We start from the raw sequence: 16,148 nt of genomic DNA, 5'->3' as shown, positions 1-16,148 counted from the left end.
GGTTACAAAGCGAACTGAATACCGCCAGTGAGCAGGCGCATGGGGGGCAGCACCAAGCCGGGCACTTCGGGGTCGAAGCCGCGGTAGTTGGTAATGGTCAGCAGGTTTTGACCCTGCGCATATACCCGTAGGTTTTGCAAGTGCAGCTTTTGCGCCACCGGCTGGGGCACGCGGTAGCTGAGAGCCAGCGTTTTCAGACGCAGAAACGACGCGTCACCATAAGCCTCTTTCGAGTTAGTGTAGTTGAAAAAGGTGTTGTAGGCCGTGCCGAACGTAGCCGTGGCGCGCGGATATCCAGCCACGTCGCCGGGTTGCCGCCACCGGTCGAGCAGCCAGGTAGGGGCGTTGCTGAGGCCCTGACCGGGCGGCGCATAGGGTACGTAGTTGCGAGCCGTTTGCTTGGTGAATTGCAGGAAGAAATCCAGCGTGAACCCTTTGTATTGCAGGCTATTGTTCAGGCCGCCATAGAACTTGGGGTAGCCCTGGTTTAAGACTACAGTGGTGGTATTGTAGCTGCCCGTAAACACGCCGGCGGGGCTCACATAGCCGCCGGTGGCCAGGCCAGTTTCAGGGTTTACGCCTTCATAATCGAAGCCCTTGGTGATGGTGGTAGGCTGCCCAACAATGAACTGGCGAGCGTAGCTGGAGCCCTCCAAGTTGGGATACTCCAGCAGCTTGTTTTCTGGTACAGTTAGGTTCAGGGCCGAAGACCAGGTGAAATCCTTGCCTTGCACGTTCGTCGTGTTCAGTGTCAGCTCCAGGCCCTGGTTCAGCACCTTGGCTGGCAGGTTGGCCGTAATGGATGAGAAGCCCGTTTGGGTAGGGGTGATGAAGCCCACCAGCTGATCAGTGGAGATGCTACGGTAGTAGTCAGCCGTGAGCAGCAAGCGGTTATCCAAGAAGCCCAGTTCCAGAGCCACATCCAGCTTGCGCACGGTTTCCCAGCGGTAGTCTGGGTTGCCCAGGCGACTGGGCACCAGGCCTACCAACGAGCCATAGGTGAGGCGCCCCGTGGAGCGGAAGGTAGAGAGGTAGTCGTAGTAGCCGGCGCTCTGGTCGTTGCCGGTCACGCCGTAGCTGCCGCGCAGCTTGCCGAAGCTCAGGAACGGCAACCCGTCTTTCACAAACGACTCCTCCGAGAATACCCAGGCCGCGCCGCCCGCCCCAAAGTTGCCGAAGCGGTTGTTGGGTCCAAATTTCGAGGAGCCGTCGCGACGGAAGGTGCCGTTCAGGATATACTTGCCTTTCCAGTTGTAGGTCACGCGCCCAAACAGGGAACCGTAGCGGTACTTGTAGGCGTCGTCGTTGTAGTAGGTTTTGGTGTTAGCCAGGGTGATATTTGACAGCGCCGCGTCCGACACATAATCGGTGGCGTAGATGTACTGGCGCACGTCGGCAGTTTGCTGAAACGTGCCGCCTACCAGGGCCTGCAAGCTGCCGCCGCCCAGCTGGCGCACATAGTCCAGCTGCGGCTCGGCCAGGTAAGTAGTGGTAGAGCCCGTTCCGAACTCCGCACTAGCCACCCGCGCGCTCGACAGCGTACTCACCGATGAAGCCGGCCGTGGGCTGAACTGGTCCATGGTCAGGCGGTTGAGGCCTACGCTGGTCTTAAAGCTCAGCCCGTCTAGAATCTGCAACCGGAAAGCCACGTTGCTGAGCAGGTTGCGGCTGGTGTTGCGAATACCGCGTTGCAGGTAAGCGTAGGGGTTATCAATGCCAGATACCCAATACAACGTGCCGTCGGCATTATAGGGGTTGTAGTTGGGCGGCAGTGTGATAAGGGTAGTGAAATCGGTGGTAGCCAGCTTATTCACCGTATTCACATAGCCTACCGTGGCATCAACTCCTACCCGGTTGTTCAGAGAAGAATGGCTCACGGTGAGACGGCCATTGGCGCGGTCTACCCCGTAGTTGCCGGGGTAGATGGTGCCTTCGTGGCGGTAGCCACCGCTCAGGGCAAACTTGGTTTGGGCTGTGCCCGCCGAGAAGCTGGCTTCCGCGTCCGTTACCGAGGCCGTGCCGCCCAGCAGCTTTTTCTGCCAGTCGGTGTAGGCTGTTTGGTCGAAGGTGGTGAGGTCGGGGGCGTTGCTGGGGGTAGGGGTAATGTTGTCGTTGGCAAAACCCTCGCGCCGCATAGCTAGGTACTGCTCGGTGTTCATCATGTCGAGCAGGCGGGTAGCCTTGCCGGCCCCGGAGTACACGTTCACATCGAGCTTGCCCTTGCCGGTGCTCCCCTTGCGGGTCGTAATCAGCACTACGCCGTTGGCGCCGCGCGAGCCGTAAATGGCCGTGGCATCGGCATCTTTCAGAATATCAATGCGCAGGATATCAGCAGGATTGATGCTATTGAGGGGGCTGTCGTAGCTACCATTTTGGGCAAAGGCCCCGAAGGCCGAGAAGTTGTTGAGGCCGTTGGCAGGGTAGGGCACGCCGTCCACCACGTACAGCGGGTCGTTGCCGGCCAGCAAAGAGTTGTTGCCGCGGATGCGCACGTTCATGGCTGCCCCCCCGAAGCCCGTAGCGGGCGTTACCTGCACCCCCGCCAGCCGCCCCTGCAAGGCCTGCAAGGGGTTCGATACGGGTTGCTCGGCAATGGTTTCGCTGGTGATGGTGCTCACGGCGCCCGTGTTGTTGCGCTGGGTGGTGGTACCGTAGCCCACTACTACCACATCGTTCAGGTTATTCTGCGCCGGCAGCAGCCGCACCGCAATGCTACTTTGCCCCGCCACCCGAATTTCCTGCGGCTCGTAGCCGATAAAGCTGAAAACCAGCACGGCCTCATCGGCATCGTCTACCCGAATCTGGTAGTGGCCATTCACGTCGGTAGCTGTGCCCAGCTGCGTATTCTTCACCCGGATGGTCACGCCCGGCAGTGGGTTGCCGTCGGCATCTGTTACGATGCCTATAACAGTGGCGGGTGGGGTCGGGCGACGCGTCGTCGTGGCTTCTTTTGGCTTGATAATAATGGAGTTGCCGCTAATGGTGTACGTCAGTGCTTGCTCGGCCATCACCTGCGCCAACACTTGTTCCAAGGGGGCGTTGCGCACGCTCAGGGTCACGGGTCGGGCGGCGCGCACCATCTGGGTGTTGTAGAGAAACGTGTAGCTGCTTTGTCGCTGAATATCCCGGAGCACACGGTCCAAGGGCGCGTTTTTCTCCGTCAGCGTAATCGTCTGCGCAAAGCCGGCCGCGTGCACCTGCAACGACAGGGCCAGCAGCGCCGCCACGGTGGGCTTTAGGGGCAAGCGTAGGGTGCCCGGCAGTGGAGTAAAGAGTTTTGTCATGCGGTTTTGGAGTAGGTGTGAAGGGTAGAAGGCGGCGGTAAAAATTCGAAAACAATGCTGCGCAGCAGGCCGCTCCCGGCAAGAGCGGGTAGCCGTAGCAAACCAGGTGCTGCCGGGGCCAACAGGCTAGGGTAGCACGGTGATGCGGTTGTTCTGCGTTTTGAAATGCACGGCTCCTGTTAGCTCCAGCAATTGAAGCACTTGGGAGGCACTCTGGAAGCGGGAAACGGTACCGTTGAAGTCCTTGCCCGCCATTTTTCCTTGATACTCAACGTCCACATCATACCAGCGGGAAACCTGGCGCATGATGCTTTCAATGGACTCATCGTTGAACACGAAGTAGCCGTTTTTCCAGGCCACGGCGTGCTGTGGATCGACAGCAGCCACGGCCAAGGCCCCGCTGGCCTGTTGCCGGGCTTGCTGGCCGGGGTGCAGCACGGCTTGGTGCGGGCCGTTGCTCACGCGCACGGCGCCTTCCAGCAGGGTAGTGGTCAAGGCGGGCTCGTCGGGGTAGGCCATCACGTTGAAGTGGGTGCCCAATACAGTTACCTCGGTGGCGCCTACCCCTACCTTGAAGGGCTGCTTGGCATTCTTGGCCACTTCAAAATACGCTTCGCCGGTTAGCTCTACCCGGCGTTCCTGACCCGCAAAGGCAGTAGGAAACCGCAGTGACGAAGCAGCATTCAACCAGACGCGGCTGCCATCGGGGAGCACCAGTTGGTACTGGCCACCACGTGGCGTTGTTACGGTATTAAATTGGGCGGCAGCGCGTTGGCTGTTTGCATCGTAGCGCAACGCGCCGGCCTGCGTTTTTTGCACAGTGGTGCCGCCTTGTTGGGCCACTATGCCGTTTTGGGCGTCGTCGAGGCGAATGGTGGAGCCGTCGGCTAGCATGAGTGTGGCTTGGTTGCGGCCGGGCGCGAAGTCGGGTGCGGGGCGTGGTGTGGTAGGTGACGCGGTTGCTACTGGATTGACCGGGCGTTGCTGCCAGCGGTACAGGCCGGTTGCGAGTAGCAACAGCGCCACCACGGCCGCCATCGACCACCATTGCCACCGTGGCGTGATGGCCCGCACGGGTTGCCGGCTGGCCGTCAACTGGTCGAGAAGGGCGCGTCGGGTTGCGGTCTGGTTGCCCATAGTGGCCTCGTCCCACGGCAATTCGGTAGATGTTTCCAGGGTAGCCAGGTAGGCATCCAGACGCTGCTGCTCGGCGGCGGTGCAGGTGCCAGCCACGTGTTTTTCGTACAGGATGTTGAATTCCTCGTCTGACATAACCACGGAATGCTTTCTAAGAGTATAGTGTCAATTCCGCAACAGGACACACATAAACCGATGAAAAAAATCAATAATTTTTTGTTTTAATAATAAATCGATAATTTGAGTACTGGTACACGTTAGTAAAAACAAGGGATGGCGTCGAACCAACCAACTGATTTTGCGCTGTGGGAAGCCATTCGTCGCGACGACGAACAGGCTTTTGTGGCCCTGTTTGATCGGTACTGGGCACGGCTGTTTGCGCTGGCGTTTGCCACAGTGAAAGACCGGGAGGCGTGCACAGAGATAGTGCACGATATTTTTCTGACCCTGTGGCAGAAGCGCGACAAACTACAGATTGACGCCTTCTTACCCTACCTCACGGCCGCCACGCGTTACCAAGTGTTTCGGCACGTGCGCGCCGCTCGCGCTATTCCGCTACACTACAGCGAGCAGTGCGAAACGCTGGCCACTGCCACCAGCCGCAATAGTGCCGACGAGCAGTTTTCGCACCACGACATAGAAGCGAGCTTACTCACGTACCTGAGTCAGCTACCCGCTCGCTGCCGCGAGATATTTGTGCTCAGTCGGTTGCAGCAGCTTTCCAACCATGAAATTGCCACCCGGCTGAGTATTTCCAAACGGACCGTCGAAAACCAAATTACCGCGGCGTTGCAGCATCTGAGGCTGACGTGGAAAGATGGCGTATGGCTGCTACTGCTCTTGCTGAGCGCGCACCGGGGGTAGGAAATAACACAAAGCCCCGCCTCTCTGGTGAGAAACGGGGCCTGTGCGTGAGGATGAGCTGCTAAAACGCAGCGCCTCCGCTGGGTAGGCTCAGTAGCTTGGCTATTAGGCCAGTCCAGCCGGTTTGGTGGCTGGTGCCCAGGCCATGGCCGTCGTCGCCGTGGAAATACTCGTGAAAGAGTAGGTAGTCTTTAAAATGCGGGTCGGTTTGCAGCAGCTCGTCGTTGCCGAAGGCCGGGCGCCTACCCTGCTCATCTTTGCGGAGCAGGCTCGTGAGGCGGTCGGAGAGAGCCAGGGCTACTTCGCGCAATGTGCACTCCTGTCCCGAGCCGGTAGGATACTCAATGGTGAACGAGTCGCCGTAGTACGCATAGAACCGCTGCAACGACTCGATGATCAAGAAGTTGATGGGGAACCAGATGGGGCCGCGCCAGTTGCTATTTCCCCCAAACATGCTGGATTCGGCCTCGCCGGGGATATAGCTCACCTCAAAGTCGTCTTCGTCGGTGCTGAACACGTACGGGTGCTCTAAGTGGTAGCGCGACAACGCCCGGATGCCGTGAGGCGCCAAGAACTCCGTTTCGTCGAGCATGCGGCGCAGCACGTGGCTCAGCCGCTCGCGCCGCAACAACGACAGTTTGTGCCGCGCCGCCCTACCCGGCTCCTGCCAATGAGAAACCAGTTTGGCCAGGTGAGGGCGGTTTTCGAGCAGCCACGTGGCGCGGGCCGTAAACTCGGGCACCGTATCCAGCAACTCCTGATCGATAACTTCCACGGCAAACAACGGAATCAGGCCCACAATGGAACGCACCTTCAGGATGGTACGCTCGTCGTCGGGGGTGCGCAGCACGTCGTAATAGAACTGGTCGTCGTCGTCCCAGAGGTCGAAGCGGCCGTCGCCACCGCGGGTCATGGCGTCCGCAATGTAGAGGAAGTGCTCAAAGAACTTGCCGGCAATTTCTTGATACACAGCGTTGGTACCGGCCAGCTCCAGGGCCATGCGCATCAGGTTGAGGGCAAACATGGCCATCCAGCTGGTGCCGTCTGATTGCTCGATGTGGCCGCCGGTGGGTAGGGGAGCCGAGCGGTCGAACACCCCAATATTATCCAGCCCCAAGAAGCCACCCTCAAAGATGTTCCGTTCGCTTTTGTCCTTGCGGTTCACCCACCACGTGAAGTTGAGCGTGAGCTTGTGAAAGACAGCTTCCAGGAATTGCAGGTCGCCGTGGCCGCGCAGCTTCTTGTCCATCTGATACACGCGCCACGTGGCCCAGGCGTGCACGGGTGGGTTCACATCGGCGAGGTTCCACTCGTAGGCGGGCAATTGGCCGTTGGGGTGCATGTACCAGTCTTTGGTGAACAGGCGCAACTGCTGTTTGGCAAAGTCGGCGTCGACCATCGCCAGCGGAATGCAGTGGAAAGCCGAGTCCCAGGCCGCATACCAGGGGTATTCCCACTTGTCGGGCATGGAGATGATGTCGGCGTTGTAGAGGTGGCGCCAGTTGGCGTTGCGGCCCTTGCGGCGGCGGATAGACGACTTCGGGCCGTTCGGCTCCCCGTCGAGCCACGTCGTGACATCGTAGTAATAAAACTGCTTGCTCCACAACATACCGGCAAACGCCTGCCGCTGAATATTGCGCGCATCAGGGTCCGTTACGCTCTCCTGCACGCAATCGTAAAACTCATCGGCTTCCTGTCGGCGCTGGGCAAACACGTCGTCGAACTCCGCAAATGGCGCCTCATGGACCGGCTGACTCAGGCGCACACGTACGGTTTGGGAAGCGCCGGCATCGAGGCTAAGGCGATAGTGGGCCGCCGCTTTGGTGCCTACCTTGGCCGGATTGACAGCGCTAGGGTCGCCATCCACCACGTATTCGTTGATGCCGTCTTTGAAGTAACGCGTCGCGCGGGGCGGCTCTTGCAGGCGGATGTAGTTGGTGTCGTTGTCGCAGAAGAGCAGGTCGGGCTGCTGGTCGCAGTAGAAGTGGTAGCGGCCCAGCGCCTCGTGGTCGGCTTGCACGGTGCCGGGGGCGGGAGTACGCATCTGGGGGCGGGTAGGAGTGCCCTCACCCCAGGCCCAGGTATTGCGAAACCACAACTGTGGCAGCACGTGCAAGCGCGCTTTGCGCGGCCCACGGTTGTGGATGGTCAGCTGTATCAGTAGATCATCCGGACCGGCCTTGGCGTATTCCATGAACACGTCGAAGTAGCGACTGTCGTCAAAAATACCCGTGTCGAGCAGCTCGTATTCGGGCTGCTTGCGCGTGCGGCGCTTGTTTTTGCGCAGCAGTTTCTGGTATGGAAACGTCCGCTGCGGATACTTGTAAAGCATCCGCATGTAGGAGTGGGTAGGAGTGCTGTCGAGGTAGTAGTACAGCTCCTTCACGTCCTCGCCGTGGTTGCCCTCGCCGTTGGTGAGGCCGAACAGGCGTTCCTTCAGAATCTCATCTTGGCCGTTCCATAGGCCCACAGCAAAGCACAGATGCTGCTTGTCGTCGCTGATGCCGCCGAGGCCTTCTTCGCCCCAGCGGTAGGCGTAGCTACGGGCCATGTCGTGGGTGATGTAGTCCCAGGCATTGCCATCGGGGCTATAATCTTCGCGTACTGTACCCCATTGGCGCTCAGTAAGGTAGGGGCCGAATTTCTTCCACGGAATGGTGGCAGACTCAGCCAGGCGTTGTTGTTCGGGCGTCATGCAGGAGAAAGCTCGTGGCGCCAGCCAAACGGTTGGGTTTGGGCTGGTCGAATGTCTACCGTTACTGCCAGAAACGATTCAGGTTGCGGAAGGCCGCAAATTAGCGTGGGAGTCCATGGCAGAAATGACTTCTCTTTTCCCGTTTTTAAGAGGTTGCAAACGAGTGGAAGAAGGCGTCCAGCTTGTTTCTATGACTTAGATGTGAAAGGCAGTCGTGGTTATGCGTGGTCTTCTAAGCAAAGCAAATTTGGCCTTTTGAACAAAGTGCTGCCGTTCGATAGAACCTACTTTTGCATTGTCGATTAGCTCTCCAACCCAACGCAAGCTGTTTGACAGGTAGGCAACCGTAGTTTTTTTCTATCTAGTATGAACGAGAAGCAGATAAATCACTATGTCGATCTGTTAATGGTCTGCAACGGCGACCAACGCTACGGGGGAGAGAAAACCTTCGAGGAAAACGTGCTAGTTGGTGTGGTGGCAGGTAAGTTGAAGGTGGTGCAGGCTGCTCGCACGCTCCACTGTGTAGCGGGTGATACGGTATTATTACCCCGGAACCAGCCAGCTACCCTACTCAAATACCCGAAAGACGGGGCCGCCTATCGGGCCATCGTTCTGAAACTGCCTACCCCCCTGGTACAGGCGTATTACGAGCACCATACCCCAAAACCTACCCGGCCTGCGGCCGCCAACTTGCTGCTTTTTCCACGGAGTCCGCTGTTGCAGAGCGTCTTCGCTTCTCTAATGCCCTACTTAGAGTTGGAGCAGCGCTTACCAGAAAAGCTGCTTGCCGCGAAAATAGCCGAAGTGGTGGAGGTTCTGCGCAGCCTCGATATACGAAGTGATGAGGTGCTAGCCGACTTCCGCGAGCCCGGCAAGCTGAATCTGGTTGAGTTTATGGAGGCGCACTATATGTTCAATATGCCCTTAGCCAAGTTTAGCTACCTAACGGGCCGCAGTCTTACTACCTTTAAGCGAGATTTTAAAAAGGCCTTTCAGGTGAGTCCGCAGCGCTGGCTGACGCAGAAAAGACTAGCACTGGCTCATTATCAGCTGGCGGAAAAGAAGAAAAAGCCCGTGGAGCTGTACCTAGAGGTAGGCTTCGAGAATCTGGCGCATTTCTCCTACGCTTTCAAAAAGCAGTTTGGCTATTCCCCAACGGCTCTCATCAGGTAGCGGCCAACAGCTGGTAGTTGGTTGAGGCAACTACTAACATGGCACTGCAAGAGACAGGCTGTGTGGTCTCGCTTTATTCATTCCAAACACGGTAGCAGGTCTTGTAAACGTCCTGACAAGCAAGGCTATGCCCTTGCCTAAAGTATCCGGACGGAAGGATTCCGTCTGTTCATTTTTTCTTATTCACCCTCACCTGTTTCACCCCATGAAATCAGCCTTAGTAACAGGCGCCAATAAAGGCATTGGCCTGGAAGTAGCCAAGCTGCTCGCCCAACACGGATTTTTTGTGTATCTCGGTAGCCGCGATGCCGCCAACGGGACAGCGGCCGTGCAGCAGCTCAACGCGCTAGGTCTCACAAACCTCGCAGCTGTGCAGCTAGATGTCACCAATCCCGATTCCATCCAGGCGGTCCGGGCCGCAATTGGCGAAAAAACGTCCGTTCTAGATGTATTAGTCAACAACGCAGGTATTTCTGGTGGCATGTCGCAGTCGGCCCGGCATGCCACGCTGACGCAGTTTCGGGACGTATTTGAAACCAACGTGTTCGGCGTGGCTGGGGTCACGCAGGCATTCCTCGATCTGCTGTCGGCCTCGCCGGAGCCGCGCATTGTCAACGTAAGCACTGCCATGGCATCGCTGACGCTGTATGCTGACTTCGACAACGAGAATTTTGCCTACCGGTTTCCGGTGTACCAGGCTTCAAAAACGGCCCTGAATATGTACACCCTAAACCTAGCCTACGAACTGCGCGACACGCCTTTCAAAGTCAATGCAGTATGCCCGGGCTACACCCAAACTGACTTCACAGGCCACCAGGGCACCAGCACGGTTGCAGAAGCGGGGCATCGTATTGTGAAGTATGCGTTGCTGGGTCCAGATGGACCCACCGGCCGCTATTTCAGTGAAGAATACTTTTCCGCCCCCGCAACGTGCCCGTGGTGAAGAACTACGGGGGTAGGCTGAAGTCCATCTGGCGACCTGCATTCGTCGGTCCGGCGCCACAGCTGGCTGTTACTCGTCGCCGCCCTGGCCTTTGGTTAGCTCGGCTTGCAGGAAGTAGGCGCCACTTCGCACAAGCTGGGTGGTGTCGCGCACAGGGTCTAGCAGCGTGACGGCCACCGCGCCGTGCTGGGGCTGGCCCGTGCGCACCCGTACCCGCCGGAAGGAGCTACCCGCGCTGTCGGTGGCGGTGCGCACAAAGGCGTAGCTCATTTCGCCGTCCTGAATAATGGCGTCTTCGGGGAGGGTGCGTTGGCGGCGCCCGCCCGTCTGGATGCGCGCCGACACGTACTGGCCGGGCAGCAGGTCGTCGCGCTCGGGCTCCAGGTGGGCATGCACGCTCACGGTGCGGTCGTTGTCGTCGAAGGCCTTGCCTACCAAAAAGATACGGGCCGCCATGTTGTCGGGCGAACTGCTGTTGGGAATGCTGAACAGGATGCGCTGGCCTACCTTCACGCGGGCAATGTCCTTCTCAAACACCTTCAGCTCCAGGTGCAAATCGGAGCGGTCTACCACTTCTACTAGCACATCTTGCGGCCCCACGTACTGGCCAGGATTGATATTGACGGCGCGCACAAACCCACCCACTGGGGCCGTGAGCGGTACGGTAGGCGCAATGTAGCCGCCGTCCAGCCGGGCTACTGATAGGCCCAACATTCGCACCTGGGCAGCCAGGGCGCGCAGGGCAGCCTGCTCGGTCTGGTAGTCGGCTTGGGCCTGCTGGAGCTTGCGCTTGGCGCCTACGTCCTCGGCGTCGAGCACCTGCTGGCGGTCTAGCTCCTGTTGCAGGAAACGCAGGCGGGCGCGGCTTTGCAGGTAGTTCTGTTGCAACTGGAGGTAGTCGGGGTGGCGTAGCACGGCCACGGTGCCGCCGCGCTTGATGAACTGGCCCGGCAGCACATTCACCTTTTGCACGTAGCCGCCCATCACCGCCGAAATAGACGCCATATTCTGAGGTGGCACGTCGATAAGGCCATTGGCGGGCACGTCGGTGGTCATTTCCTGGTGGTCAAACGCCCCGATTTCAATGCCTGCGGCCTGCGTTTGGGTAGGGGTAAGGGTCAGCTGATCGGGAGAGGTAGGCTTTTCTACGCCAGCCGCGGCGGGGGTTTCCTTGGTTTCAGAATCTGTGGGGGTAGAATTGCAGGCCGTGATGAGCCAGGCACATAGCAGGAGGAGCGGGTAGGCGGACCTCACCCCCCAGCTCCCTGTTCTTGGGGAGAGGGGGCCGGTAGGTGAGGTCACAGGTGTTGCAGAAAACAGCGAGAAAAGCATATGTAGAAAACGTAGAAATCAAAAAGAAAACTTATTCCTCCGTGCCCGTGAGAGCCTGGAGCTGGAACAGCAGTTGGTTGTAGCGGCCCACTTGGTCGAGGTAAGCTTGCTGAATCTGCCAGGCAGGCTCGGTATTCACCACGTAGGTCACGTACTCCACGTCGCCGGCGCGGAAGCTTTTTTCGGCCGTGCTCAATACCAGGCGGGCTTGGGGTAGGGCCACGGTTTCGTAGTAGCGCAAGGAGGCGCGGGCGCGGGCCAGTTGTTGCCGTAGCGTGCGCAGCTGGCTGTTGAGCTGCATGGTGTAGTAGTTGAGCTGGTTGGTGGCGTACTGCTCGCCCAGGCGGGCGGCGGCAATACGCGCTTTTTGCACGCCACCCAAAAAGGGCACCGCCACACCCGCCTGCGCCACCTGGTAGCCGCCTACCCGACTGATACTTTGGTTGAAGTAGCCCACGCGCAAATCAGGCAGGCGGCGCAGTTTCTCCACCTTGGTTTGCTGTGCGCTGATCGTTACCTCCTGCCGCAGCAGTCCCAGGGTAGGGTTGGCCTCGGGCGAAAGAGCCGTTGTATCGGCGGGGTTGAGGATGGCGACCACGCTGGCGGCGGTGTCAATATCTATGGGGGTAGGGTAGCCCAGGAGTACACCCAGTTGCTGGCGCTGCACCTGTACATCGGTGAGCAGGGTGAGGAGCTGGTTTTGCAGTTCCAGCATGCGGGTCTCGGCGGCTACCTGTTCCAGGCGGTTGGTTTCACCCACTTGGTAGCGGATGCGGGCGGCATGAGCGGCGCGGCGGTAGAGGCTGTCTTGGCGACGAAGCAACTGCACGCGGCGGTAGGCAATCAGCAGGTCGTAGTAGTCGGTGCGAATCACGCGGGTTAGCTCGCGGAGTTGGGTGCGGGCGCGCTGCTCGGCGGCCCCCGTCTGGTTTTCTAGCAGGCGCTTTTGGGCTGCGTAGAGGGTAGGGAAGGCCGTTTGCTGAATGATATTGAAGCTCTGGTCGGTGGCGGCATCCGAAATCTGCCCGCGCTGGTAGTCCAGCACCGTGCGCGGCACGTCGTAGCCCGAGCGGTTCAGGGCCTGCTGCCGGCGCACATCCAGCGCTGCCGATTGCACCAACAAGCTCTGACCCAACCCCGCCTGCAACGCCTGCCCCACCGACAACGGCCCAGTGGGTGGCGCCACAGTGGCTTGTCCGGCCGTGCTGCCCAGCGTATTCTGGGCTGTGGCCGCACGGGGCAGGAGCAAGCCTGATAGTGCGGCCAGCATCACCAGTAAGGTGGTGGCTGGTCCGGTGCGTGGCGTTTCTGGAACCGGTTTATGGTGTTTCAACTCTTCTTCGGCCCGTCGTGCCTCCTCCTCTTGACGATCAGCCGCCGCTTCGGCCTCGGCTGTAGGGCTAGGCTCACCATCCTTGGTGAAATAGGTGTAAAGCACGGGCAGCACTACCAGCGTGAGCAGCGTCGCCGAAATCAAACCGCCAATTACCACCGTGGCCAAGGGCTTTTGTACCTCCGCGCCTGCCGAGGTAGACAGGGCCATGGGTAGGAAGCCCAATGAGGCTACCGCCGCCGTAAGCAGCACCGGCCGGAAACGCTCGGCGGTAGCACGCAAGGCCCGTTCGCGCACGTCGCGCACGCCCTCAGCGGCCAACTCGTTGAGGCTAGCTACCAACACAATGCCGTTCAAAACAGCTACTCCAAACAAGGCAATAAATCCTACCCCCGCCGAAATACTGAATGGCATGTCGCGGAGCCACAGCGCCAGCACACCGCCAATGGCTGCCAGCGGAATGCCCGTGAAAATGAGGGCCGCCTGCTTTGCGGAGTGAAACGAGAGGTAGAGCAGCGTAAAAATCAGGAGCAGCGACACGGGCACTGCAATGGCGAGGCGGGCCTTGGCGCGCTGCAAATTCTCAAACTCGCCCCCGTACACCACCGAGTAGCCGGTGGGCAGCTTCACGCCCTGCGTTAGTTTTTGCTGGATTTCCTCTACCAGGCTCTGAATGTCGCGGTTGCGCACGTTCACGCCGATGTTGATGCGACGCCGGGCATCGTCGCGGGAGATTTGGGTAGGGGCGTTGCGGTACTGCACCTGGGCTACCTCTTCCAGCGGAATCTTCTGGCCGTTGGGCAAATCCACGTAGAGGCGGCGCAAATCGGCGAGGCTGGTGCGGCGGGCCGAGTCGAGGCGCACCACTAGGTCGTAGCGGCGCTCCCTTTCGTAGACCTGACCGGCCACGTCGCCCGCGAAGGAGGCGCGCAGCAGTGTGTTCAGGTCTTCCACGCGCAGGCCGTAGCGGGCCAGCTTGGCGCGGTCGTAGGTCACGCGCATCTGCGGCAGGCCCACAATCTGCTCTACCTTCAGGTCGCCTACCCCTGCCAGTGGCCGGATGAGGGCAGCAGCCTGGTTGGCCTTTTCATAGAGCACTTCCAGATCGTCGCCGTAAATCTTGATGCTGATATCCGACTTCACGCCCGAAATCAGCTCGTTGAAGCGCATCTGAATGGGCTGCTGAAACTCCAGGTTGATACCCGGAATGCCGGCCAGTGCCTCTTGCATCTTACCGGCCAGCTCCTCGCGTGAGTGAGCCGAGGTCCATTCATCCTGCGCTTTTAGAATCACTATCTGGTCGGAGTCTTCCAGTGACATAGGGTCGGTCGGAATTTCGGAGGTACCGATTTTGCCCACAATCTGCTGGATTTCCGGAAACTCGCGCAGCAGGGTTTTCTGTACTTTGGTGGTGGTCTTGATGCTCTGGTCCAGCGACGAGCCGGGCGCCAGCGTCACGTTCACAGCAAAATCTCCCTCGTCGAGCTGCGGAATGAATTCGCCGCCCATACGCAAGAAGATGAACACCGCCCCTACCAGCAACGCCACTGCTGCCCCTACCACAATGGGCCGGATACGCAGTGCCCCCCGAATGATGGGGTCGTAGCCACGGTGCAGGGTCCGCATGATGCGGTCGGCCAGGGTGCCTTCCTCCTTGATATCCTTGCGCAAAGCCCAGGCCGCCACGGCTGGCACGTAGGTGAGACACAGAATCATGGCCCCGATGATGGCGAAGCTCACCGTGAGAGCCATGGGGCGGAACATCTTGCCCTCTACCCCAGTCAGCGACAGGATGGGAAAATACACAATCAGGATGATGAGTTGACCGAACAAGGCCGAGCGCATAAGGCGCGTGGCCGCCGATTGTGCCACCTGGTCCATCGTTTCGTTTTCGGCCCGCTGGCGCTCGTGCACCAGGTGGAAAATCATAGCCTCTACGATAATCACAGCCCCGTCCACAATCAGCCCGAAGTCCAGCGCGCCCAGGCTCATCAGGTTGGCCGACACCCCGAAGACTTTCATCATGGCCAGCGCAAACAGCATGCACAGCGGAATCATGGCTGCCACCACCAGCCCGGCGCGCAGGTTGCCCAGCAGTACCAGCAGCACAATGATGACGATGACGCCGCCCTCTAGCAGGTTTTTGCTGACCGTGTGAATGGCCTTGTCGATGAGCTTGGTACGGTCGAGGAAGGGGAGCACGCGCACACCAGGGGGTAGGGATTTCTCAATCTGTGCCACCCGCTCCTTCACACTTTTAATGGTGGCCTCGGAGCTGGCGCCCTTCAGCATCAGCACAATACCGCCCACGGCCTCGCCCTGGCCGTTGCGCGTCATGGCGCCGTAGCGCACGGCATGGCCAAACTGCACGGTCGTTACGTCGCCCACCAGCAGCGGCACGCTCCCTACCTGCTTCACTACAATCTGCCGGATGTCGTCCAGAGATTCTACTCTACCCTCGCCCCGGATGAAGTAGGCGTTGGGCCCGCGCTCCAGGTAGCTGCCGCCGGTGTTGCCGTTGCCGGTTTGCAGAGCCTGCATCAGTTCGGGCAGGCTCACGCCGGCCGAGGCCAGTCGCTCGGGGTTTACGCTCACCTCGTATTGGCGCACGTAGCCACCAAAGCTGCTCACATCCACCACGCCCGGCACGCCGGCAAGCTGGCGCTTCACAATCCAGTCCTGCATGTCGCGCAGGGCTGAGAGGGAGTACTGGTCTTTGTACTTGGGGTCGACTTGCAGGGAATACTGGAAAATCTCGCCCAGGCCGGTAGTGATGGGCGCCATAGTAGGCGTGCCCAGTCCCGCGCCTAGGTCGGCCTGAGCAGTGGTGAGCTTCTCGGCTACCAATTGGCGGGTGAGGTAGGTATCCACGTCTTCCTCAAACACCACCGTAATAACCGATAATCCAAAGCGCGAGATAGAGCGGATTTCGCGCACGTTGGGAATGGTGCGCAGCTGCAATTCTAAGGGAATGGTGAGCAGCTGCTCCACCTCCTGCGCCGCCAGCGCCGGCGACTGGGTGATGACCTGTACCTGGTTGTTGGTGACGTCGGGGATGGCGTCCAGTGGTAGGGTAGTGGCCGCATAGCCACCCCATGCCACCAGGGCGAGGAGCATCAGGGACACAAGTAGCTTGTTGCGGATACTCAGAGCAATAATTCGAGAGAGCATGAGCAGGTGGGCAAAGCTGCGCTTCGCCGAAAAACAGGCCTCGCCCCAGCGGGCCCACCGCATAGGCAGGCGCGGCCACGGGTAGCCAGGTTAGCTTTAAGGAAATAGGGAGGAAGCGGGCCGGCTACAGCAGCCGGCTGGGGTAGGGTCAGCGTGCAGCCACCTGCTGGCAGGGTAGGGGCAAGCGGCTCATACACAACGTATCAGCCAGTGGTA

8 protein-coding genes are annotated in these 16,148 nt (G+C 59.5%); 3 read left to right on the top strand and 5 right to left on the bottom strand.

What is annotated here, in order from left to right:
* Nucleotides 1-2: 2 nt before the first annotated feature.
* Nucleotides 3-3,284, bottom strand: a complete 3,282-nt coding sequence (locus tag MUN82_RS13205; RefSeq protein WP_245091113.1) for a TonB-dependent receptor — start codon at nucleotides 3,282-3,284, stop codon at nucleotides 3-5.
* 126 nt (nucleotides 3,285-3,410) lie between these two features.
* Nucleotides 3,411-4,556 (bottom strand): FecR family protein, encoded by a 1,146-nt coding sequence (locus tag MUN82_RS13200; RefSeq protein WP_245091112.1) that lies wholly within the window; start codon nucleotides 4,554-4,556, stop codon nucleotides 3,411-3,413.
* A gap of 138 nt (nucleotides 4,557-4,694) precedes the next feature.
* On the opposite strand from MUN82_RS13200, the gene MUN82_RS13195 reads away from it, so the two are divergent.
* Nucleotides 4,695-5,285: an RNA polymerase sigma-70 factor gene (locus MUN82_RS13195; protein ID WP_245091111.1), complete on the top strand. Its 591-nt coding sequence runs from the start codon at nucleotides 4,695-4,697 to the stop codon at nucleotides 5,283-5,285.
* Nucleotides 5,286-5,346: 61 nt separating this feature from the next.
* Here MUN82_RS13195 and MUN82_RS13190 read toward each other — a convergent pair whose 3' ends face one another.
* Nucleotides 5,347-7,980: an MGH1-like glycoside hydrolase domain-containing protein gene (locus tag MUN82_RS13190; protein WP_245091110.1), complete on the bottom strand. Its 2,634-nt coding sequence runs from the start codon at nucleotides 7,978-7,980 to the stop codon at nucleotides 5,347-5,349.
* A 366-nt stretch (nucleotides 7,981-8,346) separates the two neighbouring features.
* Here MUN82_RS13190 and MUN82_RS13185 point away from each other — a divergent pair, with 366 nt between their 5' ends.
* Nucleotides 8,347-9,153 (top strand): helix-turn-helix domain-containing protein, encoded by an 807-nt coding sequence (locus MUN82_RS13185; RefSeq protein ID WP_245091109.1) that lies wholly within the window; start codon nucleotides 8,347-8,349, stop codon nucleotides 9,151-9,153.
* A 205-nt stretch (nucleotides 9,154-9,358) separates the two neighbouring features.
* A complete protein-coding gene (locus MUN82_RS13180; protein ID WP_245091105.1) occupies nucleotides 9,359-10,096 on the top strand; it encodes an SDR family oxidoreductase in 738 nt (245 codons plus the stop codon).
* A 69-nt stretch (nucleotides 10,097-10,165) separates the two neighbouring features.
* Here MUN82_RS13180 and MUN82_RS13175 read toward each other — a convergent pair whose 3' ends face one another.
* Complete coding sequence (locus MUN82_RS13175) at nucleotides 10,166-11,398, bottom strand: efflux RND transporter periplasmic adaptor subunit (RefSeq protein ID WP_245091104.1); 1,233 nt, start codon at nucleotides 11,396-11,398, stop codon at nucleotides 10,166-10,168.
* Nucleotides 11,399-11,459: 61 nt separating this feature from the next.
* Entirely contained in the window at nucleotides 11,460-15,932 is a 4,473-nt protein-coding gene (locus tag MUN82_RS13170; RefSeq protein ID WP_245091103.1) for a CusA/CzcA family heavy metal efflux RND transporter, read from the bottom strand.
* Between the last annotated feature and the right edge of the window lie 216 nt (nucleotides 15,933-16,148).

Origin of the sequence: Hymenobacter aerilatus, assembly GCF_022921095.1 — a bacterium.
Lineage (GTDB): Bacteria > Bacteroidota > Bacteroidia > Cytophagales > Hymenobacteraceae > Hymenobacter > Hymenobacter aerilatus.
This window is presented reverse-complemented; position numbering and strand designations above follow the sequence as displayed.